The 25,599-nt window shown below is 70.7% G+C and carries 21 protein-coding genes; 16 read left to right on the forward strand and 5 right to left on the reverse strand.

From position 1 onward, the window contains the following. The first annotated feature begins 97 nt into the window (after positions 1-97). Both ACIQMX_RS29155 and pruA read left to right on the forward strand, forming a co-directional pair. Positions 98-1,024, forward strand: coding sequence for a proline dehydrogenase family protein (locus ACIQMX_RS29155; protein ID WP_363067836.1), 927 nt, complete (start codon positions 98-100; stop codon positions 1,022-1,024). A 38-nt stretch (positions 1,025-1,062) separates the two neighbouring features. After that, positions 1,063-2,694, forward strand: a complete 1,632-nt coding sequence (gene pruA / locus ACIQMX_RS29160) for an L-glutamate gamma-semialdehyde dehydrogenase (protein WP_363067834.1) — start codon at positions 1,063-1,065, stop codon at positions 2,692-2,694. A 130-nt stretch (positions 2,695-2,824) separates the two neighbouring features. On the opposite strand, the gene ACIQMX_RS29165 is transcribed toward pruA, so the two are convergent. The 3 genes from ACIQMX_RS29165 to ACIQMX_RS29175 are packed head-to-tail and all read right to left on the reverse strand — an operon-like array spanning position 2,825 to position 5,459. Next, positions 2,825-4,030, reverse strand: a complete 1,206-nt coding sequence (locus ACIQMX_RS29165) for a lysophospholipid acyltransferase family protein (RefSeq protein WP_402482504.1) — start codon at positions 4,028-4,030, stop codon at positions 2,825-2,827. Further along, positions 4,027-4,890, reverse strand: a complete 864-nt coding sequence (locus ACIQMX_RS29170; RefSeq protein WP_363067830.1) for a phosphatidate cytidylyltransferase — start codon at positions 4,888-4,890, stop codon at positions 4,027-4,029. Before ACIQMX_RS29170 ends, ACIQMX_RS29165 begins: the two co-directional genes overlap by 4 nt. Further along, complete coding sequence (locus ACIQMX_RS29175) at positions 4,887-5,459, reverse strand: CDP-alcohol phosphatidyltransferase family protein (RefSeq protein WP_402482507.1); 573 nt, start codon at positions 5,457-5,459, stop codon at positions 4,887-4,889. Before ACIQMX_RS29175 ends, ACIQMX_RS29170 begins: the two co-directional genes overlap by 4 nt. Before the next feature lie 100 nt (positions 5,460-5,559). Here ACIQMX_RS29175 and ACIQMX_RS29180 point away from each other — a divergent pair, with 100 nt between their 5' ends. Further along, positions 5,560-6,117 (forward strand): GNAT family N-acetyltransferase, encoded by a 558-nt coding sequence (locus tag ACIQMX_RS29180; protein WP_402482510.1) that lies wholly within the window; start codon positions 5,560-5,562, stop codon positions 6,115-6,117. A 486-nt stretch (positions 6,118-6,603) separates the two neighbouring features. Beyond that, positions 6,604-6,735 carry a hypothetical protein gene (locus ACIQMX_RS29185; RefSeq protein WP_363067824.1) on the forward strand — a complete coding sequence of 44 codons (132 nt, stop codon included), beginning with the start codon at positions 6,604-6,606 and terminating at the stop codon, positions 6,733-6,735. A 17-nt stretch (positions 6,736-6,752) separates the two neighbouring features. Here ACIQMX_RS29185 and ACIQMX_RS29190 read toward each other — a convergent pair whose 3' ends face one another. Then, complete coding sequence (locus ACIQMX_RS29190) at positions 6,753-8,324, reverse strand: metallophosphoesterase family protein (protein ID WP_363067822.1); 1,572 nt, start codon at positions 8,322-8,324, stop codon at positions 6,753-6,755. A gap of 130 nt (positions 8,325-8,454) precedes the next feature. Between ACIQMX_RS29190 and ACIQMX_RS29195 the strand changes: the two genes are divergently transcribed. From ACIQMX_RS29195 to cimA, 8 genes are all read left to right on the forward strand, one after another. Next, positions 8,455-9,495, forward strand: coding sequence for a 3-isopropylmalate dehydrogenase (locus ACIQMX_RS29195; RefSeq protein ID WP_363067820.1), 1,041 nt, complete (start codon positions 8,455-8,457; stop codon positions 9,493-9,495). Between the two features lie 243 nt (positions 9,496-9,738). Next, positions 9,739-10,827: a branched-chain amino acid aminotransferase gene (locus tag ACIQMX_RS29200; protein WP_402482515.1), complete on the forward strand. Its 1,089-nt coding sequence runs from the start codon at positions 9,739-9,741 to the stop codon at positions 10,825-10,827. Positions 10,828-10,993: 166 nt separating this feature from the next. Further along, on the forward strand, positions 10,994-11,674 hold the full coding sequence (gene ureA, locus ACIQMX_RS29205) for an urease subunit gamma (RefSeq protein ID WP_402482518.1): 681 nt from the start codon (positions 10,994-10,996) through the stop codon (positions 11,672-11,674). Beyond that, entirely contained in the window at positions 11,671-13,359 is a 1,689-nt protein-coding gene (locus ACIQMX_RS29210) for an urease subunit alpha (protein WP_363067814.1), read from the forward strand. The genes ureA and ACIQMX_RS29210 overlap by 4 nt, the downstream gene beginning before the upstream one ends. A gap of 25 nt (positions 13,360-13,384) precedes the next feature. After that, positions 13,385-14,386, forward strand: a complete 1,002-nt coding sequence (locus tag ACIQMX_RS29215; protein WP_363067996.1) for an agmatine deiminase family protein — start codon at positions 13,385-13,387, stop codon at positions 14,384-14,386. 3 nt (positions 14,387-14,389) lie between these two features. Then, a complete protein-coding gene (locus tag ACIQMX_RS29220; RefSeq protein ID WP_363067812.1) occupies positions 14,390-14,998 on the forward strand; it encodes a TetR family transcriptional regulator C-terminal domain-containing protein in 609 nt (202 codons plus the stop codon). A gap of 97 nt (positions 14,999-15,095) precedes the next feature. Then, on the forward strand, positions 15,096-16,427 hold the full coding sequence (locus ACIQMX_RS29225; RefSeq protein ID WP_402482521.1) for an MFS transporter: 1,332 nt from the start codon (positions 15,096-15,098) through the stop codon (positions 16,425-16,427). 276 nt (positions 16,428-16,703) lie between these two features. Further along, complete coding sequence (gene cimA / locus ACIQMX_RS29230; RefSeq protein ID WP_363067808.1) at positions 16,704-18,311, forward strand: citramalate synthase; 1,608 nt, start codon at positions 16,704-16,706, stop codon at positions 18,309-18,311. A gap of 107 nt (positions 18,312-18,418) precedes the next feature. Here cimA and ACIQMX_RS29235 read toward each other — a convergent pair whose 3' ends face one another. Further along, entirely contained in the window at positions 18,419-20,287 is a 1,869-nt protein-coding gene (locus ACIQMX_RS29235) for a lectin (protein ID WP_363067806.1), read from the reverse strand. A 292-nt stretch (positions 20,288-20,579) separates the two neighbouring features. Between ACIQMX_RS29235 and ACIQMX_RS29240 the strand changes: the two genes are divergently transcribed. The 4 genes from ACIQMX_RS29240 (at position 20,580) to ACIQMX_RS29255 (ending at position 25,596) form a co-directional block, all read left to right on the forward strand. Further along, positions 20,580-21,566, forward strand: coding sequence for a LacI family DNA-binding transcriptional regulator (locus ACIQMX_RS29240; protein ID WP_363067804.1), 987 nt, complete (start codon positions 20,580-20,582; stop codon positions 21,564-21,566). 285 nt (positions 21,567-21,851) lie between these two features. Then, complete coding sequence (locus ACIQMX_RS29245; protein WP_363067802.1) at positions 21,852-23,528, forward strand: ABC transporter substrate-binding protein; 1,677 nt, start codon at positions 21,852-21,854, stop codon at positions 23,526-23,528. Between the two features lie 23 nt (positions 23,529-23,551). Then, positions 23,552-24,619, forward strand: coding sequence for an ABC transporter ATP-binding protein (locus ACIQMX_RS29250; protein WP_363067800.1), 1,068 nt, complete (start codon positions 23,552-23,554; stop codon positions 24,617-24,619). Continuing rightward, a complete protein-coding gene (locus tag ACIQMX_RS29255; RefSeq protein WP_363067798.1) occupies positions 24,616-25,596 on the forward strand; it encodes an ABC transporter permease in 981 nt (326 codons plus the stop codon). Before ACIQMX_RS29250 ends, ACIQMX_RS29255 begins: the two co-directional genes overlap by 4 nt. The last annotated feature ends 3 nt before the right edge of the window (positions 25,597-25,599 follow it).

A 25,599-nucleotide genomic window follows, 5' to 3' on the forward strand; every position in this document is an offset into this window, starting at 1 on the left:
AGATTTCACGGTGGTTCTCCGTGCTGTACCGCTTCTGTTCCTTATCGGGCACTTGGGGTGGTTCGGCCTTCGTTCGTACTTTCCGTGGAGGTGCCCCGTGCTGGGTCCCGTGATTCTCGCCGCGTCACGCAGCGACAAGATGCGCCGTTTCATCTCGGCAGCGCCGGGCACGAAGCAGGTCGTCGACCGGTTCATCGCCGGTGAGACGGTCGAGCAGGTCGTCCCGATCATCGAGGACGCCGCCGGCAAGGGCCTCGAAGTCACCCTCGACGTGGTCGGCGAGGACATCACCACCCCCGAGCAGGCCGCCGCCGCGCGCGACGCCTACCTGGAGCTCATCGGGCGTCTGGAGGCGCTCGGCCTGGGCACGAAGGCGGAGATGTCCGTCAAGCTCTCCATGTTCGGCCAAGCGCTGGAGGGCGGCCACGAGCTGGCCCTCGCCAACGTCCGCCCGGTCGTCGAGGCCGCCGCCGCGATCGGCACCACGGTCACCCTGGACGCCGAGGACCACACCACCCTCGACTCGATGTTCGCCATCCACGAGGAGCTGCGGAAGGACTTCCCGCAGACCGGATGCGTCATCCAGGCCTACCTCTTCCGCACCGAGGACGACGCCCGCCGCCTGGCCGCGGCCGGCAGCCGCGTGCGTATCGTGAAGGGTGCGTACAAGGAGCCCGCCTCCGTCGCGTACCAGGACAAGGCCGAGATCGACAAGGCGTACGTCCGCATCCTCAGGACGCTGATGGAGGGCGAGGGCTACCCGATGATCGGGTCCCACGACCCCCGCCTGATCGCCATCGCCCAGGAGCTGGGCCGCAAGGCCGGCCGCAAGCTCGACGAGTACGAGTTCCAGATGCTGTACGGCATCCGCAGCGACGAGCACATCCGGCTCGCGGCCGAGGGCCACCGGATGCGCGTCTACACCGCGTACGGCACCGACTGGTACGGCTACTTCATGCGCCGCCTCGCGGAGAAGCCGGCCAACCTGCTGTTCTTCGGCCGCTCCATCCTCACCAAGGGCTGAGCCCCTCCTCCCCTCTACACAAAGGAGCAACGGACATCATGGACGCTGTCACCCAGGTCCCCGCGCCGGTCAACGAGCCGGTCCACTCCTACGCCCCGGGCTCCCCGGAGCGTGCCCGCCTGGAGGCGAAGCTCAAGGAGCTCAGCCAGAACCCGATCGACCTGCCGATGACCATCGGCGGCGAGAAGCGGATGGGTGGCGGCGAGCGCTTCGACGTCGTCCAGCCCCACAACCACAAGGCCGTCATCGGCACCTACGCCGCCGCCACCGAGCAGGACGCGCAGGACGCGGTCGACGCCGCCCTCGCCGCCGCCCCGGCCTGGCGCGCGATGGCCTTCGACGACCGCGCCGCCATCATCCTGCGCGCCGCCGAGCTGCTCTCCGGCCCCTGGCGCGAGACGCTGGCCGCCTCCACGATGCTCGGCCAGGGCAAGACCGCCCAGCAGGCCGAGATCGACTGTCCCTGTGAGCTCGTCGACTTCTGGCGCTTCAACGTGCACTACGCGCGCCAGATCCTGGCCGAGCAGCCCCCGGCGAACTCCGCGGGCGTGTGGAACCGCATGGACCACCGCCCGCTGGAGGGCTTCGTCTACGCGATCACGCCGTTCAACTTCTCGGCCATCGCGGCCAACCTGCCCACCGCCCCGGCCCTCATGGGCAACGTGGTGGTCTGGAAGCCGTCCCCGACCCAGACCCACGCCGCCGTGCTGCTGATGCAGCTCCTGGAGGAGGCCGGTCTGCCCAAGGGCGTCATCAACCTGGTGACGGGCGACGGCATCGCCGTCTCCGAGGTGGCCCTGAACCACCGCGACCTGGCCGGCATCCACTTCACCGGCTCGACCCCCACCTTCCAGCACCTGTGGAAGACGGTCGGCAACAACATCGCCAACTACCGCACCTACCCGCGGCTCGTCGGCGAGACCGGCGGCAAGGACTTCGTCGTCGCCCACCCGTCGGCCGACCACGCCGTCCTGAAGACCGCGCTGACCCGTGGCTCCTTCGAGTACCAGGGCCAGAAGTGCTCGGCGTCCTCGCGCGCCTACGTCCCGGCCTCCATCTGGAACTCCGGTTTCAAGGAGAAGTTCGCGGCCGAGGTCGACTCCATTACCATGGGCGACGTCACCGACCTGTCGCACTTCATGGGCGCCGTCATCGACGACCGCTCGTTCGCGAAGAACAAGGCCGCCATCGACCGCGCCGCGGCCGACCCGGCGTGCACGATCATCGCGGGCGGCACGTACGACGACTCGGTGGGCTACTTCGTCCGCCCGACCGTCATCGAGTGCAGCGACCCCGAGAACGAGGTCTTCACGACCGAGTACTTCGGCCCGATCCTCGCGGTCCACGTCTACGAGGACGACAAGTTCGACGAGATGCTGGAGCAGATGGAGTCGGTCTCCGACTACGCCCTGACCGGTTCCGTCATCGCGAACGACCGCGCCGCGGCCGCGTACACGATGGAGAAGCTGCGGTACGCCGCGGGCAACTTCTACATCAACGACAAGTCGACCGGCGCCGTCGTCGGCCAGCAGCCCTTCGGCGGCGGCCGTGCCTCGGGTACGAACGACAAGGCGGGCGCCCCGCAGAACCTCCAGCGCTGGACCCTGACCCGGGCCATCAAGGAGACGCTGGTCCCGCCGACCGAGTACACCTACCCCCACCAGGGCTGAGGAAGCGGCGGGCGGCCTTTGCCCGCCGTCCTGCGGGGTGCCGCCCTCCCGGCGCCCCGCCTCCCACTCCGCCTCCCGACCGGTTCCCCTGCCGGCCGGGAGGCGGTTTCCATGTGCGGGGTCCCGCGGTTCAGCCCCAGCCGTGCACGATCAACGCGAGTCCCGCCGTGAACCCGCCGCCCAGCAGTACCAGGTAGCGCCCGTACTGGCGGCGGTGGCGGCGCATCAGCAGCCCGAAGCCCGCGAAGGCGAGGCCCACCGTCAGGGTGCGTGAGCCCCGGGCCGCCGCCGACGCGGCGAGCCAGTCCGGCGCGGGGACACCGGCGCGGCCCGCCTCGGCGCCGTACACCTTGAACGGGATGCCGTTCCACGGCTGGTGGCGCACCGCGGACGCACCCTCCAGGGCCAGTTCGTGCCGGACCTCCGCCCGCATCCGGTCCGTGGTCAGCGGGGCCGGCGGGTGAATGCCCGCCGAGGCCAGATGCAGGGCCAGCAGCCCGCCGGCCAGGCTGCCGGCCAGCGCGCCCAGCGACATCCTCAGGGCCGCCCGAGGCACCGCCACGCACACCGCGCCCAGCAGCAGTTCGGGCATCAGCGGCCAGCTGAGCGCCTCCGCGAACGCCCAGCAGAACGCCAGCGGCACCCCCCAGCGCGAGCTGACGACCGCCGCGACCCGCCGTCGCGTCGCGGAGTCCTTCAACGGCTCGGCGACCGTACGCGTATGCAGTGCCACCACCGCCTCGCGCGCCTCCTCCGGGGACACGGTGGACGGCAGCGGCTCGCCGATCGTCACCCGGACCAGCGCGGAGCGCAGCCGCCCGTGCTTGGGCAGCAGCCGGTCCGTACCGGCGATCCCCACCGGCACGACCGGCACCCCTGCCTCCTCGGCCAGGACCAGCGCGCCCCGGTGGAAGGAGCCCAGCGCTCCGTCCTGAGCCCGGGTGCCCTCGGGGAACAGCACGACCGCGCGCCCCGCCCGCAGCTCGCCGGCCATCGTGAGCAGGTCCTCCATACCGCCGCCGCCCCGCCGCACCGGGAAGCCGGACGCCAGCCTGCGGCAGATCCGGCGCCGCCAGGGGGAGGCGAACCAGTAGTCGGCCGCCGCCCCGATCGCCGGGCTGTGCCGGGCGTCGAGCGCCGCGAGGAGCGCCGCGGTGTCCGCGTGCGAGGAGTGGTTGGCGACCACCACGCAGCCGCCGCGCGGCAGCCGGCCACGCCGTTCGACCCCGCCGGTGAGGCTGAGCACGCCCCACCACAGTCCGCGCCGGAGCGCGGCGCCGAGACGCGAGCGGCGCGGGAGCACGGCGCGGGCGGGAAGGTCCAGGAGCGTACTCATCGCGTCATCACCGTCGCCAGGAGAAGGGCCACCAGCAGGGAGTCGATCCGGTCGAGCAGGCCGCCGAAGCCGGGCAGCCAGCTGCCCGCGTCCTTGACGCCCGACTCGCGCTTGACCATGGACTCGATCAGATCGCCGAGCACACAGCCGCCGGTCACCGCCGCCCACAGCGGGAGGCTGAACTCGCCGAGCACGAGCAGGAGTCCGGCCGTCGCGGCAGCCGCGCCGAGCACACCCGCCCAGGTCTTGTTGGGGGAGAGCGGCGACAGCGGCCGGGCGAGCGGGCCGCGCCGGCCCAGCGCCGTACCGCCGCACCACGCGCCGACATCGCCCAGCGCCACGGCGAGACCGACGGCCACGGCCGTCTCGCCGAGCGTCACCAGACCGGTCAGCGCGACCGGGATCCACAGCAGGCCGAACGCCGTGCGGGCGGTGCGGGTGAAGCCCGAGCGGTCGTCCCCGGCGAGCACGGACGGCAGCGCGGCGGCGACCAGGAGCAGCGCCGCCATCCGCAGGTCCAGGACGTCCGGAGCCAGCCAGGCAAGCGCCGGGAGGACGACCGCGGCCGCCGCCAGCACCACATGGTCGCCGCGCTTCAGCCCCGCCATCCGGACGTACTCGCTCACCGCGATCACGCCGAGTCCCGCGGCCAGCGCGTACGTACCGCCGCCGCCCAGGAAGTACGCGCCCAGGAAGACGGGCGCGACCAGGGCCCAGGTCCGCCACCGCCTGCGCAGTTCGGCCCGCATCCGGACCTTCGAGGGAAGGACCGCGACCGCGACCCCGCCCGCCCCCAGCACACCCGCGACCAGCGGCACCGCCCGCGCGGCCGCCTCCTCGGCGATCAGTACGGCGCTCATGCCAGTTCCCTCCACAGCCCGGCCAGCCGGAGCGCCGCCGTGAGCAGCGAGCCGGCGGCGATCACGATCAGCACCGGCACGGCCCAGCCGCTCGCCGCGGCGACCACGACCAGCAGACAGCGCTCCGTCTTGCCGACCGGCCCGCCGTTGCGCCGGGGCGCCCCGGCCGCCGCGCCGGCCAGCGACACCCAGGACGGCAGCGTCGCCGCGAGTGCGGCGAGCGCCACCAGCCACAGCGGGGCGAGCACCAGGAAGCCCGCCAGGACGACCAGGTCCGCGACGCGGTCGCCGAGCTCGTTGAGCACCGCGCCCCGCCGCGTCGTGCGGCCCGTGTCGCGGGCCAGCGCCCCGTCCAGGTTGGCGAAGGCGAGCCGGGCCGCGAGCAGTACGGCGACCGGAAGCGCGGCGATCCCGGTGGGCAGCCAGGCGAGCGCGGCTGCGCCGCCGGCCGCGGCGACGACGCCGGCGGCGGTGAGGGTGTCGGGCGACACCTCACGGCGGACCAGCGAGGCGCGGAGGCCGGAGAGCCGGTCCGCGTACCAGGGCTTGAGAGCGTAGAGGCCGTTCATGGGGCCAACTCTTGTCCGCCGCACAGTCTTTCGACACGGTCCGGGTACTCACCTGCGGGCTGAGTACCTGGTGGGGGAGGTGCCTGGGAGGCTGGGGAGCATGAGTGAGCCGACCCTGCACACCGCGCACACCTTCCGGCTGGCCCCGGCAGCCCTGGACGAGATCCACGCCTTCCTCGACACCGCGTTCGCGGGCACGTTCGGCGAGGACGACTGGGACCACACGCTCGGCGGCGTCCACGCGTGCGTACGCGATGCGAGCGGACTGCTCGCGCACGGCAGCGTCGTGCAGCGGCGGGTGATCCACGCGGGCCGCTCCCGCCGGGTCGGGTACGTGGAGGGCGTCGCCGTCCGGGCCGACCGGCGGCGGGAGGGGCTCGGCGGACAGGTCATGGCCGCCCTGGAGGAGGTCGTCGACGGGGCGTACGCCTTCGGGGCCCTGTCCGCGTCGGCCGCCGGTGCCGCCCTGTACGCCGGGCGCGGCTGGACGGTGTGGCCGGGACGGATCGCCGTGCAGGGACCGCGTGGGGCGGAGCGGCTGGCGGAGGAGGAGGGCAGTACGTACGTCCGGGGGGTCGGGGGCGCCGCGCTTGTGCCGGACGGGACGCCGGCCGCCCAGGTGCTGGTCTTCGACTGGCGGGACGGGGACGTGATGTGAGGTTCCGGGTCCCGGCCCGCCGGCCGGGGACATGGGTGAGGGCGGGGCCGCGACCGCGGCGGGCCTCCCGGAACCGGATTCTCCCGGTGGCGACCGCGCGGCCGATGCGCGTGCCGGGGCCCGCGAGCCCGGCACGATCCACCCGGGAGGCCCTGGACACCGTCCCTGAGCTGCGGCGGTCGCCCGCCGCCCGGGTGCTCGTCAGCAGCTGAGAGTGAGCGGCGGGTGAGCCGGCGTAAACCTCCGTCTCAGATAGTAGGAAGTCCGAGTAATTGTGGAGACAGACCGGCGCGGCTGCCTTAGCTTTGTAGAAGCCGAACGTCTCGCTAGATCAAGCGACTGGCGGTCGTGAGCGCGCCCCGAAGCAGGCAACCCCTGCGGCGCCCGCTCCCCGCCCCTTCCGGCACCTCGAAATCCCTGATCTCGACATCACGTTCACGATTTTTCGATCTCGGAATCCTCGCGATCTCAAGGAGTCGATCCACCATGGCCGAGACCTCTGTCCGCCGCCGCGTCCGTCACGCCCACCGCCCGACCGAGTCGGAGCGGCAGAATGCCGCCGCCGCCCTGCAGCGCGCCCTCGACCGCAGGGACAACGGCGGCTCCACCGGTCACTGAACCGGGTCCGCCCGCGCTCAGCCGCGACTGATCTCGAAGTGGTCGATGCGCTCGCCCGACTCGGCGAGCGCGGTGACCTTCATCCGCGCGTCGCGTCCGGCCTCGACCTCCACGGCGAGGAACGAGAAGCCGGTGTAGCGCACCCGCGACCACTCCACGGTCTCGACGGCCTTTCCGCCGCCCTTGACCACGTGGTACGTGTCCACGCTCTCCCGGTCCGCGACATGGCCCTCGAAGCTGTCGGGCACGGGGAAGTCGTACAGCGCCTTGCCCGCGCCGCCCGCGGTGACGTACACGATGCCGTCCCGCGTCGGGTCGGTGCGCTCGCCGATCGGCACCCGGCGCCGGACCGTGTTCCTCAGGATCGCGTCGGTGCGCTCGTAGACGTGGTTGTGCCCGTTGATGACCAGGTCCACCTGGTGCTTCTCGAAGAGCGGCACCCAGGCCTCGCGCACGCCGCCGTCCGAGGCGTGCGCGTTCGTCGTGGAGAACGCGCAGTGGTGGAAGAAGACCACCAGGAAGTCGATGTCGTGGCGGGCCCGCAGCTCGCCCAGGCGCCGGTCCAGCCAGCGGGTCTGCTTGCCGCCGCTGATGCCGAAGTTGGCGGGGATCTCGTACGAGACGTCGTTGGCGTCGAGCGCGATCACGCCCACGTTGCCGTGGACGAAGGAGTACGCGCCGGGCTGGTTCACCGGGTCCGGGCCGTTGTCCGGCAGGGTCCACCGGGCGTTCTGCCCGCCGTAGCCGTCCGGCGAGTACCAGGCCTCCATGTCGTGGTTGCCGGTCGTCACCATCCACGGCACGGTCTTGGAGACCGTCTCCGTCTGCGCCAGGAACTGGTCCCAGGTGCGCGCGTCATAGGTGTCGGTCGGACGGCCGGAGCCCGACGGGTCGGCGTAGCAGATGTCGCCCGCGTGCAGGTGGAAGGCCGGGTTCTGGCCCAGGATCAGCTGGTCGTTGCCGAGCGCGTGGTAGCTGACGCCCTGGTCGCCGAAGGCCGTGAAGGTGAACTTCTCCGCGCGCGAGGGTGCGGTGGTGAAGGTGCCGAGCGTGCCCAGATTGCGCGGGTCGGCCGGGTCGAAGCCGTCGTGGCCGACGCCGTAGTAGTACGTCGTGCCGGGCTTCAGCCGCTCCAGGGCCGCGTGCAGGTAGAACTGCTCGGCCGCCGCGATCTTTCCGTCGTTCAGCAGCGGCGTGGTGAGGTGGCGAACCTCGGCGTCGATCTTGCGGCTCAGCGCCCACGGCTTGAGGCCGATGCGGATGTACGGGCGGCGCACCGCGAACGGCACCTGCCAGGAGACCGTCATCCGCGTCTTCGGGTCGGCGCCGTAGGCCAGGTGCCGGCCGAACGGGGCGACGAGCGAACCGTCCACCCGGGTGGAGCTGTGCGAGGCGATCACCGACGGTGCCGCGTACGCGGGGGAGGAGGCGAGCGAGGCGCCGAGGCCCGTGCCGGCCACGGCCGCGGTCGCCACTCCCGTACGCAGTACACCGCGTCGCGTCAGCCGGGTGCGGAGGTAGTCGTGCTGCTCGGCCATGCTCATGCGGTCGGCGAGCTTCTCGGGGATTCCGAAACGGGGGATGTCCATGGGCGACAACCTCCACCCGTTCCCTGACGCCGTTCCGTCGAGTAGGTGAACGGTACACGTACAGCTGCCCATGTGTCCGTATAGTGGACGCAACATGTCATGGGGTGGGACGCGCAGTATCGTGCCGGACATGGCACCCAGCATCAATCTCGCAGTGATCCCCGGTGACGGCATCGGCCAGGAGGTCGTGGCCCAGGGACTCAAGGTCCTCAACGCTGTCCTCCCGCAGGACGTGAAGCTGGAGACCAAGGAGTACGACCTCGGCGCCCAGCGCTGGCACCGCACCGGTGAAACCCTCCCGGACGCGGAGCTGGAGTCCCTCAAGGGCCACGACGCCATCCTGCTCGGTGCGATCGGTGACCCGTCCGTGCCCTCCGGCGTTCTGGAGCGCGGGCTGCTGCTGAAGCTGCGCTTCGCCTTCGACCACTACATCAACCTGCGGCCGTCGAAGCTGTTCCCGAACACGTCGACCCCGCTGGCCGGCAGTCCGGACATCGACTTCGTCGTCGTCCGTGAGGGCACCGAGGGCCCGTACACCGGCAACGGCGGTTCGCTGCGCACCGGTACGGAGCACGAGGTCGCCACCGAGGTCAGCCTCAACACCGCCTTCGGTGTCGAGCGCGTCGTCCGTGACGCCTTCGAGCGTGCCGCCGCCCGCCCGCGCAAGAAGCTGACGCTGGTCCACAAGAACAACGTCCTCGTCTACGCCGGCCACCTGTGGAAGAACACCTTCGACAAGGTCGCCGCCGAGTACCCCCAGGTCACCACCGACTACCTGCACGTCGACGCGGCGACGATCTTCTTCGTCACCCAGCCGGAGCGCTTCGACGTCATCGTCACCGACAACCTCTTCGGTGACATCCTCACGGACCTCGCCGCCGCCATCTCCGGCGGTATCGGTCTGGCCGCGTCCGGCAACATCAACCCGACGGGTGCCTTCCCGTCGATGTTCGAGCCGGTCCACGGCACCGCCCCCGACATCGCGGGCCAGGGCAAGGCCGACCCGACCGCCACGGTCCTCTCCGTCGCCCTCCTGCTGCGCCACCTCGGCTACGAGGCCGAGGCCGTGCGCATCGAGGAAGCCGTCTCCGCCGACCTCGCGGAGCGCGACGGGACCGCCCGCACCACCGACGAGATCGGCGACGCGCTCGCGGTACGCGTAGCAGGCTGATCCGACGACTCCCTCACGAAGCCGCCGGGTCGCACACGCACCCGGCGGCTTCTCCTGTGCGGCCCCCGGGTGTCACCATCGAACCCTGGACCGCATTCACGTCATTTCGTGCACGGCCTCCCACGAGAGATAATCGAACGGGACCGTGGCCTGCCGCGAAGCTCGGGCGTCCGAGCACCTGTCCGGCAGGAGCTGGCGTGGGCGTGGTCCTACACACACAAAACCGGTGAAGGACACGCACTCATGACGACGCCCACGATCGAGCTCAAGCCCTCCTCGAACCCGCTGTCCGACGCGGAGCGCGAGGCGATCCTGGTCAAGCCCGGATTCGGCCGCCACTTCACCGACCACATGGTGACGATCAAGTGGACCGAAGGCCGCGGCTGGCACGACGCCCAGCTCGTCCCGTACGCACCGCTGTCGATCGACCCCGCCAACATGACGCTGCACTACGGCCAGGAGATCTTCGAGGGTCTCAAGGCCTACCGTCAGCCCGACGGCACGGTCGCCACCTTCCGTCCCGAGGCCAACGCCGAGCGCTTCCAGCGCTCCGCGAACCGGCTGGCCATGCCGGAGCTGCCCGTCGAGACGTTCGTCGCCGCCTGCGACGCGCTCGTCCAGCAGGACGCGGCCTGGGTGCCGGAGCACGGCGGCGAGGAGTCGCTGTACCTGCGCCCCTTCATGATCGCGACCGAGGTCGGACTCGGCGTCCGCCCCGCCAACGAGTACCTCTTCCTGGTCATCGCCTCGCCGGCCGGCGCGTACTTCCCCGGCGGTGTGAAGCCCGTCTCCATCTGGCTCTCCGAGGACCGCGTGCGCGCCGTCCCCGGCGGCATGGGCGACGCCAAGACCGGCGGGAACTACGCCGCGTCCCTCCTGGCCCAGGCCGAGGCCGCCGCCAAGGGCTGCGACCAGGTCGCCTACCTCGACGCCGTCGAGCACAAGTGGGTCGAGGAGCTCGGCGGGATGAACCTGTACTTCGTGTACGGGAACAAGATCGTCACCCCCGCCCTGACCGGCTCCCTGCTCGCGGGCATCACGCGTGACTCGCTGCTCAGGCTCGCCGCCGACCTGGGCTACGAGCCCGAGGAGAGCCGCGTCTCCATCGACCAGTGGCGCGACGACACCGCGAACGGCACCCTCACCGAGGTCTTCGCCTGCGGCACCGCCGCCGTCATCACCCCCGTCGGCATCGTGAAGAGCGCGGGCGGCGAGTGGACCCAGGGCGACGGCACGCCGGGCCCGGTCACCATGCGGCTGCGTGAGCGCCTGCTGGACATCCAGCGCGGCACCGCCGAGGACACCCACGGCTGGATGCACCCGCTCGGCTAGCCGAGCCGTTGCCGTAGCGAGAAGGGCCGCGTCCGCCGGGCGCGGCCCTTCTCGCGCGCCACTTTTAGAGCGCCACTCAAACTCGTCATGCGAAAAGGTTCCCACCGCTCTGCCAGCTCATTAGAGTGCTGCTCAAATACTGCGTGCGACCAAAGGGTGTCCCGACATGCGACTGACCCCGACCGAGCGTGACCGGCTGCTGCTGTTCGGCGCCGCCGAGCTGGCCCGCGCCCGCCGGGCCCGCGGGCTGAGGCTGAACGTTCCCGAGGCCACCGCCCTGATCGCGGACACCGTCTGCGAGGCCGCCCGCGACGGGCGCCGGCTCGCCGAGGCGATCGAGGCCGCCCGCCGGGTGCTGGGCCCGGACGACGTGCTGCCCGGGGTCGCCGACGTCGTCACCGAGGTCCATGTCGAGGCCGTCTTCGACGACGGATCGCGGCTCGCCGTGGTCTCCCGGCCCCTGGGCGCGGGCCTCGGCGACGAGGCGCCCGGCGCCGTCGTGCCGGGGCCCGCCGCACCGGAGCCCGAGCCCGCGGTACGCCTGGGCGTCCACAACACCGCGACCGTCCCCGTCTCCGTCACCTCGCACTTCCACTTCTTCGAGGCCAACCCGCGGCTCGACTTCGACCGGGCGAGCGCGTACGGGATGCGGCTCTCCGTGCCCGCGGGATCCTCCGTCCGCTTCGGTCCCGGTGAGTCCGTCGAAGTGGGGCTCGTGCCCCTGGGCGGCGACCGCGTCGCGATCGGGTTCGCCGGACTGGTCGACGGGCCGCTCGACGCGCCCGGCGCGCGCGAGGAGGCGCTGCGGCGTGCGGCGGCCTGCGGCTACCTGGGGGCAGCGCGATGAGCATCGACCCGTACGAGTACGCCGCCGTGCACGGCCCGCGCGCCGGTGACCGGGTCAGGCTCGGCGACTCCGGGCTGACCGTCCGGGTCGAGTCCGACGCCCAGAAGCCCGGCGACGAGTTCCTCGCCGGATTCGGCAAGACCGCCCGCGACGGCATCCACCTCAAGGCCGCAGCCGTCCGGGAGACCTGCGACGTGGTGATCAGCAACGTGCTGGTCATCGACGCCGTGCAGGGCATCCGGAAGGTGTCGATCGGTATCCGCGAGGGCCGGATCTCCGCGATCGGCAGGGCCGGGAACCCGGACACCCTCGACGGCGTGGACGTCGTCGTCGGCACGGGCACGTCCATCGTGTCCGGCGAGGGCATGATCGCCACGGCCGGCGCCGTCGACACCCATGTCCATCTGCTCTCGCCGCGCATCATGGAGGCCTCGCTCGCCTCCGGCGTGACCACGGTCATCGGCCAGGAGTTCGGCCCGGTCTGGGGCGTCGGCGTCAACTCGCCGTGGGCCCTGCGCCACGCCTTCAACGCCTTCGACGCCTGGCCCGTCAACATCGGCTTCCTGGGCCGTGGTTCGTCCTCCCACGAGGCGCCGCTGATCGAAGCGCTCGCCGAGGGCGGGGCCTGCGGCTTCAAGGTCCACGAGGACATGGGCGCCCACACCCGCGCCCTGGACACCGCACTGCGCGTCGCCGAGGAGCACGACGTCCAGGTGGCCCTGCACAGCGACGGACTGAACGAGTGCCTGTCCGTCGAGGACACCCTGCGCGTCCTGGAAGGGCGCACCATCCACGCCTTCCACATCGAGGGCTGCGGCGGCGGCCACGTCCCCAACGTCCTCAAGATGGCCGGGGTGCCGAACGTCATCGGCTCCTCCACCAACCCCACGCTCCCCTTCGGCCGGGACGCGGTCGCCGAGCACTACGGCATGATCGTCTCCGTTCACGACCTGAAGACGGACCTGCCCGGCGACGCCGCCATGGCCCGGGACCGCATCAGGGCCGGCACGATGGGCGCCGAGGACGTCCTGCACGACCTCGGCGCCATCGGGATCACCTCGTCCGACGCCCAGGGCATGGGCAGGGCCGGCGAGACGGTCCGCCGCACCTTCGCCATGGCCGGGAAGATGAAGGCCGAACTCGGCCCGATGGAGGGCGACGGGCCCGGCGACGACAACGCCCGCGTGCTGCGCTACATCGCCAAGCTCACCGTCAACCCGGCCATCGCCCACGGCCTCGCCCACGAGATCGGCTCCATCGAGACGGGGAAACTCGCCGACATCGTGCTGTGGCGGCCCGAGTTCTTCGGCGCGAAGCCGCAACTGGTCCTGAAGTCCGGCTTCCCCGCCTACGGCGTCACCGGCGATCCCAACGCCGCCACCGACACCTGCGAACCCCTCGTCCTCGGACCGCAGTTCGGGGCCCACGGGGCGACCGCCGCCGACCTCTCGGTCGCGTTCGTCTCGCAGGCCGCCACCGAGCTGGGCGCGGACGCCATGCCGACCCGCCGGCGACGCGTCGGCGTCCGGGGCACACGCGGCATCGGCCCCGCCGACCTGCTGCTCAACTCCCGTACCGGAACGGTCGACGTGGACGGGCGCAGCGGTCTCGTCACCCTGGACGGCGAACCGCTCAGCTCCGGACCCGCCGAATCGGTCTCCCTCAACCGGCTCTACTTCCTGTAAGGACCCGTGTCCCGTGACCTTCCGCATGCCGCCCGAATGGGCCCCGCACGAACGCACCTGGATGGCCTGGCCGGGCCCCAACCCCACCTTCGCCTCCGCCGCCGAACTCGACGGGGCCCGGCGCGCCTGGGCCGCCGTGGCCCATGCCGTGCGCCGCTTCGAACCCGTCACGATGGTCGTCGGCCCCGGCCAGGAGGACAGCGCCCGCGCCCTGCTCGGCCCGGACGTCGAGCTCGTGGTGCGACCGCTCGACGACGCGTGGATGCGTGACATCGGCCCCACCTTCGTCACCGACGGCTCCGGACTGGCCGCAGTCGACTGGACGTTCAACGGCTGGGGCGCCCAGGGCTGGGCCCGCTGGGAACGCGACCGGCACATCGCCCGCTCCGTCGCCGACCTCGCCGGTGTCCCCGTGCACGGCTCACCGCTCGTCAACGAGGGCGGCGCGATCCACGTCGACGGCGAGGGCACCGTCCTGCTCACGGAAACCGTCCAGCTCGGCAAGGAGCGCAACCCCGGCTGGAGCCGTGAGCAGGTCGAGGCCGAGATCCATGCGCGCCTGGGCACCCGGAAGGCGATCTGGCTGCCCCGCGGCCTGGCCGGCGACTACGGCACGTACGGCACGCTCGGCCATGTCGACATCGTCGCCGCGTTCGCCCGCCCCGGCACCGTCCTCGCCCACGTCCAGCCGGACCCGGCGCATCCCGACCACGAGATCACCCGGGAGACCGTCCGCGTCCTGCGCGCCGCCACCGACGCGAAGGGCCGGCCGCTGGAGGTCGTGGAGGTCCTGGCGCCCACCGTGCTGCGGGCCGGCGGGGAGTGGGCCGACTACTCCTACATCAACCATTACCTGTGCAACGGCGGCGTCGTCCTGTGCGCCTTCGGTGACCCGCGCGACGAGCTCGCCGCCGGGATCTTCCGCCGCCTCTTCCCCACCCGTACGGTGACACTCGTCGACGCCCGCGCGATCTTCGCCGGGGGCGGCGGCATCCACTGCATCACCCAGCAACAGCCCAAGGTCTGAACCGTGCCCACCGCCCCGCGCAGCCGCAACACCGCCCCGCCCCGCGAGGACGTGCTCGCCGCCGTCATGGCCACCGTCGCCGCCCGCGGCCTCGAAGGCCTCACGATGGCCGGGCTCGGCCGCGAGGTGGGCATGAGCAGCGGCCATCTCCTCTACTACTTCCGCACCAAGGACGAGTTGCTGCTCCAGACGCTGGAATGGAGCGAGAACCGGCTCGGGGCCGAGCGGCGCAGGCTGCTGTCCCGGCCCGGCACGGTCCGTGAACGCCTCGACGCCTACATCGCCCTCTACCTCCCCGCCGGCCACCGCGACCCGCACTGGACGCTCTGGCTGGAGGTCTGGAACCGCTCGCGCGAGGCCGACGGCACCGCCCGCGCCCGGCAGGCCGCGATCGAGGGCGCCTGGCACCGCGACCTGGTGGCGCTGCTCGCCGAGGGCGGCTCGAACGGCGAGTTCCGCCGGGTCGACGCCGAGCGCTGCGCGACCCGGCTGCGCGCCCTGCTGGACGGCTTCAGCGTCCATGTGGCGGTCGGTCTTCCCGGCACCGGCCGGGACCACGTGCTGGAGCGTGTGGGGGAGTTCATCGAGGAGTCGCTGATCCCGGCCGGCTGACGTCACCCACTCGTGAACGCAACGTACGTAAGTACGCGCGATCGTTGCGCCCTGCACCCTTGTTGGGTTCCCGGAGGTTCGGGCACGGTGGCCAACCATGGGACGAGAGCAGTGGAAGAAAATCTGGGTCGGCTCGGCCGGCAACATGGTCGAGTGGTTCGACTGGTTCGTGTACGCGACCTTCGCGGTCTACTTCGCGGACTCGTTCTTCCCCGAAGGCAACGAGACCGCCAACCTCATGAACACCATGGGCATCTTCGCCGTCGGCTTCTTCATGCGGCCGGTCGGCGGCTGGCTGCTCGGCAGGATCGGTGACCGCAGGGGCCGCAAGGCCGCGCTCACCCTGACCGTCACCCTCATGTCGGCCTCCGCGGTGCTGATCGCGATCGCGCCGACCTACGACGTGGCCGGGTACGGCGGCGTCGCCGTGCTGATGGTGGCGCGGCTGCTCCAGGGACTGTCCGTCGGCGGCGAGTACGCGGCCAGCGCCACGTACCTCACCGAGGCCTCCGCACCGGAGAGGCGCGGATTCGCCTCCAGCTTCCAGTACGTGTCCATGACCGCGGGCCAGCTCGTCGGCCTCGGCCTCCAGATCCTCCTGCAGCGCAACATGTCCGAGGAGGCGCTGCACAGCTGGGGCTGGCGCATCCCGTTCGTCGTCGGCGCGCTCGGCGCGGGCATCGTCTTCTACCTGCGCCGCTCCATGCTGGAGACCGAGGTGTACGTGGAGTCCGGCGCCGCCGGGCAGCAGGACCGCGGCACGCTGAAGGTGCTGTGGCAGCACCGGCGCGAGGCCTTCCTCGTGATGGCGCTCACCATGGGCGGAACCGTCGCCTACTACACGTACACGACCTACCTCACGAAGTTCCTCTCCAAGAGCGCCGGCATGGAGAAGTCCACCGCCTCGCTGGTCAGCTTCTGCGCGCTGTTCGTCTTCATGTGCATCCAGCCGCTGGCCGGGATGCTCTCCGACCGGATCGGCCGCCGCCCGCTGCTGATCACCTTCGCGCTCGGCTCGACCTTCCTGACCGTGCCGATCATGACGATGCTGGGGCACGCGGACACCTTCTGGCCCGCACTGGGCCTCGCGCTCCTCGCGCTCCTCGTGATCACCGGCTACACCTCCATCAACGCCTGTGTGAAGGCCGAGCTCTTCCCGACCGGCATCCGCGCCCTGGGCGTCGGCCTCTCGTACGCCGTCGCCAACGCGCTCTTCGGCGGCACCGCCGAATACGTGGCGCTGTGGTTCAAGAACGCCGGCGCCGAGTCCGGCTTCTACTGGTACGTGGCGGGCTGCGGCGCGGTCTCGCTCATCGTCTACCTGACCATGCGGGAGACCCGTGACATCGACCTGAACCGGATCGCCGCGGTGAAGGCCGGGGAGAAGGCGCCGCCCGCCGGAGCGACGAGCGTCACGCCCGCATCCTGAGACGAGCCGGGCACGGAAGCCGTCCTGTGGCACACTGCTTCCGTGTCCTCGTTCGTCATGATTATCGGCAACAGGCGCGCCGGTCCGCAGTGATCGTCCCGTACCACCACGTACGGCACGGCCACCGTGCCCCAGACCCGCGCGCAGACCTCTCGCACCCGCGAGGGGTTTTTTGTTTTCCGGCCCCACCACCGGCCGGGACGAGGCACGCGGGATGATGGGGGCAAGTGGAATCAGATCGTCCGGATCCACTCATCCGACAGGAGTCAGACCAGCATGACCACCAAGGCCAAGCCCACCGACGACAGTTTCCATGTCTTCGACACCACGCTGCGCGACGGTGCCCAGCGTGAAGGCATCAACCTGACGGTCGCGGACAAGCTGACCATCGCCCGGCATCTGGACGATTTCGGCGTCGGTTTCATCGAGGGCGGCTGGCCGGGCGCCAACCCCCGGGACACCGAGTTCTTCGCCCGCGCCCGCCAGGAGATCGAGTTCAGGAACGCCGAGCTGGTCGCCTTCGGCGCGACCCGCAGGGCCGGCGGCAAGGCCGCCGAGGACCCGCAGGTCAAGGCGCTGCTGGAGTCGGGCGCCCCGGTGATCACGCTCGTCGCCAAGTCGCACGACCGCCATGTCGAGCTCGCCCTGCGCACCACGCTGGAGGAGAACCTGGAGATGGTGCGCGACACCGTCTCCCACCTGGTCGCCCAGGGCCGCAGGGTCTTCGTCGACTGCGAGCACTTCTTCGACGGGTACCGCGCCAACGCCACGTACGCCAAGGCCGTCGTCCGGGCCGCGTCCGAGGCCGGCGCCGACGTCGTCATCCTCTGCGACACCAACGGCGGGATGCTCCCGGCCCAGATCCAGGCCGTCGTCGCCACCGTGCTGGCCGACACCGGCGCCCGCCTCGGCATCCACGCCCAGGACGACACCGGGTGCGCCGTCGCCAACACCCTGGCCGCCGTCGACGCCGGCGCCACGCACGTCCAGTGCACCGCCAACGGCTACGGCGAGCGGGTCGGCAACGCCAACCTCTTCCCCGTCGTCGCCGCACTGGAGCTCAAGTACGGCAAGAAGGTCCTGCCCGAGGGTGCGCTCGCCGACATGACCCGCGTCTCGCACGCCATCGCCGAGGTCGTCAACCTCACGCCCTCCACCCACCAGCCCTACGTCGGCGTCTCGGCCTTCGCGCACAAGGCCGGGCTGCACGCCTCCGCCATCAAGGTCGACCCGGACCTGTACCAGCACATCGACCCCGCGCTGGTCGGCAACACCATGCGCATGCTCGTCTCCGACATGGCGGGCCGCGCCTCCATCGAGCTCAAGAGCGTGGAGCTCGGCATCGACCTCGGCGGCGACCGCGAGCTCATCGGCCGCGTCGTCGAGCGGGTCAAGGAGCGCGAGCTGAAGGGCTACACCTACGAGGCGGCCGATGCCTCCTTCGAGCTGCTGCTGCGCGCCGAGGCCGAGGGCCGGGTACGCCGGTACTTCCGCATCGAGTCCTGGCGCGCGATCGTCGAGGACCGCCCCGACGGCACCCACGCCAACGAGGCGACCGTGAAGCTCTGGGCCAAGGGCGAGCGCATCGTCGCGACCGCCGAGGGCAACGGGCCGGTCAACGCGCTCGACCGGGCGCTGCGGGTCGCCCTGGAACGGATCTACCCGCAGCTCGCCAAGCTGGAGCTGATGGACTACAAGGTCCGCATCCTGGAGGGCCGTACCGGTACCGACTCCACCACCCGCGTCCTGATCACCACCGGTGACGGCACCGCCGACTGGTCGACCGTGGGCGTCGCCGAGAACATCATCGCGGCCTCCTGGCAGGCTCTGGAGGACGCGTACACCTTCGGGCTGCTGCGCGCCGGGATCGAGCCGACGGAGTAGGGCGGGCACACACGGAGGCCGCGGACCGGGTGCGGTCCGCGGCCTGCGCGCACGCGTCCGCCGGGGCGTGTGCGAAACCCCGCCCGCCCGGCGACGCCCGCCAGGCTCTACCCGAGGTGCCACTTCTGGTTGGCCGCCCCCGTGCACGTCCAGATCTGGGTGCGGGCCCCGTTCGCCGTCGACCGGTCGGTCACGTCCAGGCACTTGTCCGCGGCCGTACTGACGACGTCGCCCGTCGAGGCGTTGTACGTCCAGCGCTGCGCCGCCGAACCGTTGCAGGTGTACAGCTGGACCTTCGCCCCGTTCGCCGTCGAGCCCGAGGTCACGTCCAGGCAGGCGCCGAGCGTACGGATGGAGCCGTCGCCCTGCACCGTCCAGCGCTGATTGGCGCCGCCCGTGCAGTCCCAGAGCTGGACCGGGGTGCCGTCGGCGCCGGTGTTGCCCGTGGCGTCGAGGCACTTGCCGCCCAGTCCGGTCAGGACGCCCGACGAGGTATCCGCCCCGGACTGCGTCCCCGACCAGGTGAACGTCGCCGAGGTGCGGGCGGGAAGCGAGTAAGTGAACCTGCTGCCGCCCCAGTTGACCGTCATCTGCTGGGCCGAGCCGCTGCCGTTGTACGCGATCAGCGCCTTCGAGCCGTCCGGGTTGCGCCAGGCGACATTGGGCACCGTCGAGCTCGCCGTGGAGGAGATCCGGGAGGCGCCCGGGCGGACGAACTTGGTCAGATGGCCCATCGTGTAGTACTCGACGGTGTAGTCGACCTGCCCGCTCCTGCTGTCCCCGTTGTGCACGGTGATCAGCCCGTCGCAGGTACCGCAGCCGCCGTTGTGCGGGCCGCGGTTCTGGTCCACCGCCAGGGACCACTTGGTCACCGACTTCGCCCAGTTGCGGGTGTAATCGATGATGTTCATCATGTCCTCGCGCTGCTGGTCGGCGATCCAGGTGCCGCCCGAGTGCTCCGTCTGGAACGCGTCCATCGACGGGTACTGGTTGTGCACCGTCGTCTGCTTGGCGATGTCACCGCCGTACCCGTGCCAGGCCACCCCGCCGAAGTTCGGGTGGTTGCGCACCGCCGCGTCGTCCACGGTGGCCGCCGCGTACGCGTCGTAGGTGTCCCAGTTCCAGTCGTGCGCGAGCACCTTGGTGGCCAGCCCCGCCGACGCGAGCTTGGGCAGCAGCTCGTTCTTGGTGAAGTAGGCCAGCCCGGAGCCGTTCCAGCTCATCGAGGGGTAGCCGCCGCAGCACGTCGGCTCGTTCTGCGCGGTGACGTAGTCGACCGGCACGCCCTGGTCCCGGTAGGCCTGGAGGTACTTCACGAAGTAGTCGGCGTACGCGCCGTAGTTCTCCGCCTTCAGCCAGCCGCCGTTGAGCTGCCCGTTGTCCTTCATCCACGCCGGGGCGGTCCAGGGCGACGCCACCGTGGTCAGTGCCGGGTTGAGCTGTCTGGCCTGTTTCGTCAGCGGCAGCACGTCCTGAAGATCGTGTGCGATCGAGAAGTCCGCCAGCGACGGGTCGCTCTGCCCGGCGGGCATGTCGTCGTACGTGTAGCCGTACCGTGCCAGGTCCGATCCGCCCATCGGATTGCGGACGAACGAGAGCCCGATGCCCTCCGTGGGCGAGAACAGCTTCTTCATCGTGGCGTCGCGGGTCGCCTGGCTCAGCGCCCCGCTGCTCTTCATCAGGTACGCCGCGGTGTCGGTGAACGAGGCGCCGCCGCCGGTGAAGGTCTGGTACCGGGTGTTCTCGTCGACCGTGATGTTCGTACCGCCGCCCCCGTTCCCGGCGCCGAAGGCGACCGGGGTCTGGGCCTCCAGGCCCCGGGTGACATGACGGCCGCCGGAGTCGTCGGTGGTGGTCAGGGCGATGTTCACCGTCTCGCCCGCGGCCTGCGCGGTGCCGGACGAGAGCCCGGTGAGGCCGGCGGTCGTGAGCACTGCGGCGAGCAGCGCCCTGGCCGCCCTTCCTGAACGGATCATGGCTGATGCCTTCCTCGGCGGGAGCGTGGGGGACGTGCCGTCGGACGAGACGGGAGTGAACTGCTCTTACGTGCCCACGTCAAGAGGCTGTGTGTTCACGACTTGAACGCAACACCCCTATTCGTTACTCAAGACGATGGGTACGGACCAATCTCGACGTGAAGTATTGACGGCTCTGTTCCAGCGGGGTTAACTCACGCCACCAACGCCGGTACCGGTTCCGGAACCGGTTGCGGTACCGGTTCCGTTGACGGTTCCGCCGCTCTGTCCTGCTGTGTCCTGGAGGTCCCCGATGCGTGTCACCATCGCTGATGTCGCCCGCGAGGCCGGCGTCAGCAAGACGACCGTGTCCCGGGTCATCAACACCAAGGGCGAAGTGGACGGTTCGACGGCCGCCCGTGTTCGTGAAGTGATCGCGCAGCTCGGCTACGTACCCAGTTCGGGCGCCGTCGGCCTGGCCCGCGGCAGCAGCCGTACGGTCGGCATGCTGGTGCCCTCGCTGACCTGGCCGTGGATGGGCGAGGTGCTTCAGGGCGTCGTCGACACCGTCGAGGCCGCCGACTACGGGCTGTTGCTCTTCACCTGCAACCGCGGGGCCGAGTCCGTGGAGCGCTTCACCAGCCAGGTGTCGGCGCGCGCCTTCGACGGACTGGTCGTGGTCGAACCCGAGAACACCCTCGACCACCTCACCTCGCTGCACCGCGCCGGCCTGCCGATCGTGCTGATCGACGATCGAGGCCACCACCCCGAGTTCCCCTCCGTCGTGACCACCAACCACGAAGGAGGCGCGTCGGCCGCCCGTCATCTGCGGGACGCCGGCCGCACCAGGCCCGTCGTCATCACGGGCCCCCAGGACTTCGGCTGCGTACGCGACCGGCTGGAGGGGTTCCTCTCCGTCCTGCCCACCGATCTCGTCGTCCGCGGAGACTTCACCGAGCGCTGCGGCCGGCTGGCCGTGGAGGAACTCCTCGCCTCCGGCACGGAGTTCGACTCGGTGTTCGCGCACAACGACATCACCGCGGCAGGTGTGCTGCGGGCGCTGCGCGCCGCGGGGCGGACCGTGCCCGGCGATATCGCGGTGGTCGGGTTCGACGACATCCCGATGGCCGAGCACACCGAACCGCCCCTGACCACCGTGCGTCAGCCCACCCGGCAGATGGGTGAGACCGCCGCACGGATGCTGCTCTCCCACCTCGGCGGCACACCCGTACCCGATGCACCGCTCGTGCTGCCCACCGAACTGGTCGTGCGCCACTCGGCGCCCTGGGGGGGTGGCTGACGGGTGGAGACGGCGTCCCGGCGCCCAGCACGCACGCTCGCGGCGTTGCCGAAACGCCCACGCGGCTCCGCCGCGAGGACGTCCCGGCGCCTTGCGATCGCACGCACCGGACGCCTCTCCTTCGTCCGCCTCCACTCGTCAGCCACCCCCTAGCGCTGCGGCCCCCGGCCCGCACGCACCCGTACCAAACGCACCGCCTGTACGCACCCGCACCGCCCGTACCCGGCGCGCCGAGCGCTGCCCGTTTCCGGTCTCCCAGACCCGCCAGTCCCTCCTGGAGTCGCCATGTCCGCACGCCGTCACCACACGCTCAGAGCGGTCGCGCTCGCCACCGCGGTGGTCGCGCTCGCCGCCGGATGCTCGTCAGCCAACTCGAACCGCAACAAGAGCGGCAGCGGCGCCACGGGCGTCCTGAACATCGGCAAGCCGGACGGACCGCAGACGAACAACAGCAACCCGTTCCTGGCCACCTCGGCGGGCGCCACCCTCGGCTACCGCTGGATGATCTACGAGCCGCTGGCGATGACGAGCCAGATCCGGCCCTCCGCCAAGGCCGACCCGTGGCTGGCGACGGACTGGAAGTGGGAGCTCAACTTCACCAAGGTCACCTTCACGCTGAACGACAAGGCCAAGTGGGCCGACGGCAAGCCGCTGACCGCCGAGGACGTGGCGTTCACCTTCGACATGCTGAAGAAGCACCCGGCGCTCAACGCCGACGGCATCGCGTGGGGCGGGGTCGAGGTCCAGGGCAAGAAGGTCGTCCTGACCTTCGACGACTCGCAGTACGTCAACCAGAACAAGATCATCCAGCAGTTCGTCGTGCCCAAGCACATCTGGGAAGGCGTCAAGAACCCGGAGACCTGGCCCAACCGCACGCCCGTGGGCTCGGGCCCGTACAAGCTGAAGACGTTCACCCCGCAGACCACCACGCTGACCGCCACGCCCACCTACTGGAAGGGCACGACGAAGGTCAAGGAGCTGCGCTACAGCACCTACAACGACAACAGCGCCGCCACCACCGCGCTGGCCAGCGGCAAGCTGGAGTGGTCGTTCGTCTTCATGCCGAACTACAAGCAGCTGTTCATCTCCAAGGACCCCAAGAACCACAAGCTGTGGTTCCCCTCCGGCCTCGGCATCCACGGCCTGTGGTTCAACACCACCCGCAAGCCGTTCGACAACCCGGCGCTGCGCAAGGCCATGGCGATGGTCGTCGACCGCAACGCGATCTACACCCAGGCCGAGGCGACGCTCTACCCGGAGATCACCAACCCGACCGGCATCCCGCTGCCCGCCGGTGAGTCCTTCATCGCACCCGAGTACAAGAGCGCGACCACGAAGCCGGACGTCGAGGGCGCCAAGAAGGTCCTGGAGGAGGCCGGCTTCACCCTCAGCGGCGGCGTGCTGAAGGACCCGGGCGGCAAGCCCGTGAAGCTCACCTTCACCGACCCGGCCGGCTGGAACGACTACATCACCGGCCTCGCGATCATCAAGGACAACATCAAGAAGATCGGCATCGACGCCAAGGTCAAGACGCAGACGGCCGACGCCTGGACCGCCGACGTGGCCAACGGCAACTTCGACGCCACCCTGCACTGGACCAACAGCGGCGCGACCCCGTACGACATGTACCAGAACATCATGGACGGCGCGCTGCTCCAGCCCATCGGCAAGCCCTCCCAGCAGGGCAACTTCGGCCGCTTCAAGAGCAGCGAGGCGACCGAGGCGCTGAAGGACTTCGCCAGTGCCACGACCGATTCCGCCCGCACCGCGGCGATGAACTCCCTGCAGAAGATCATGGTCGAGCAGGCGCCGGTGATCCCCACTGCGGCCGCTCCCGTCGGGGCCGAGTACTCCACCAAGAACTGGGTGGGCTGGCCCACCGAGGCCGACCCGTACGCCGACCCGCAGCACACCCAGCGCTCCGCGCTGGAAGTCGTTCTGAAGCTCAAGCCGTCCAAGTAGGACAGGGATCCCAGGTACCGGCCATGTCTGAACAGACCGAGAAGAACCACGTCGTGCTCGAAGCACGCGGAGTCACCAAACACTTCGCCGTACGGCGCACCGGCCGCGACCTCGTCGCGGGCAGGCGCCGCAGCGTCCACGCCGTCGACGACGTCTCGCTGCAACTGCGGCGCGGCACCGTCACGGCACTGGTGGGGGAGTCGGGCTCCGGGAAGTCCACCGTCGCCAGACTGCTCTCCCAGCTGTATCCGCTCACCGCGGGCGAGATCCACCTGGGAGGCCAGCCGGTGAAGGCCGGACGTGGCCGGTCCTTCCGCAGTTACGTACGCCGGGTCCAGCTCATCTTCCAGGACCCGTTCGCCTCGCTGAACCCGGTGCACACCGTGCGCTACCACCTCACCCGCGCCCTGAAGATCCACGGCCGGGCGGGCAGCGGCGAGGCCGAACTGGAACAGAACCTGACCGCTCTGCTGAACCGCGTCCAGCTGACTCCTCCTCATCAGTACCTGGACAAGTTCCCGCACGAGCTGTCGGGAGGTCAGCGCCAGCGCGTGGCCATCGCCCGCGCGCTCGGCGCCGACCCCCAGGTCCTCCTCGCCGACGAGCCCGTCTCGATGCTGGACGTCTCGATCCGGCTCGGGGTGCTCAACCTGCTGGGCGACCTCAAGGACCGCCTGCACCTCGCGATCCTCTACATCACCCACGACATCGCGTCGGCCCGCTACTTCGCGGACTCCACGCTCGTCATGTACGCGGGCCGGATCGTCGAGGGCGGCGACAGCGAGACCGTCACCCAGCGCCCCGCCCACCCCTACACCCAGCTGCTGATCGCCTCGGCTCCCGACCCGGACCGGGTCGCCGACGAGGAGGCGCAGGCGGAGACCGGCACCGGCGAGCCCCCCTCACTCATCGACCCCCCGGCCGGCTGCCGCTTCCACCCCCGCTGCCCCAAGGCGATGGAGCGCTGCCGCACCGAACTGCCGCCGCGCTTCGACCTGGCCGACGGCCAGTGGGCCGCCTGCTGGCTGTATGACGGGACCGCCGGCGCCACCACCACCGACGGCCACGAGAAGAAGGAGGCTGCGAAGTGAAGTTCCTGCTCCAACGGCTCGCCTTCTACCTGGTCACCGCGTGGGCCGCGATCACCATCAACTTCCTCATCCCGCGGATGATGCCCGGCGACCCGGTGCAGTCCCTGATGGCCCGCTTCCAGGGACAGCTGGACACGAGTGCCATCGCCTCGCTCCAGGCCCTCTTCGGCCTGGACAAGGACCAGTCGATCTGGCAGCAGTACACCGACTACTGGGGTCATCTGCTCGACGGCGACCTCGGCCTGTCCTTCACCTTCTTCCCGACCCCGGTGAGCGAGGTCATCGCCCAGTCGCTGCCGTGGACGCTCGCGCTGGTCGGCATCACCACGCTGATCAGCTTCGTGCTCGGCACCGGGATCGGGGTCTTCACCGGCTGGCGGCGCGGTTCCTGGATGGACAGCCTGCTGCCCGTCACCACGTTCATCTCCGCCATCCCGTACTTCTGGCTCGGCCTCATCGCCATCTCGCTGTTCGCCGTGAAGTGGCCGCTCTTCCCGGCCGCCGGCGGATACGACAACTCGCTCGTTCCCGCCTTCGACTGGCCGTTCATCTCCAGCGCGCTCTACCACGGCGCGCTGCCGGGCCTCACGATCGTGCTCAGCGCGGTGGCCGGCTGGATCCTCGGCATGCGCAACATGATGGTGACGGTGTCGAGCGAGGACTACGTCATGGTCGCCCAGGCCAAGGGGCTCTCCGAGCGCCGGGTCATGTTCGGGTACGCCGCCCGCAACGCGATCCTCCCCAACATCTCGGGCTTCGCGCTCTCGCTCGGCTTCATCGTCGGCGGCACGCTCCTGGTGGAGATGGTCTTCTCCTACCCGGGCATCGGCTACCAGCTCTTCCAGGGCGTCGGCGCCAAGGACTACCCCCTCATGCAGGGCGTCTTCCTCATCATCACGCTCTCCGTACTCGCGGCGAACCTCCTCGCCGACGTGCTCTACATGGTCCTCGACCCCCGTACCCGAAGGGAGGCGTAGGGC

It is taken from the genome of Streptomyces sp. NPDC091416 (genome assembly GCF_044756845.1).
Taxonomy (GTDB): Bacteria; Actinomycetota; Actinomycetes; order Streptomycetales; family Streptomycetaceae; genus Streptomyces.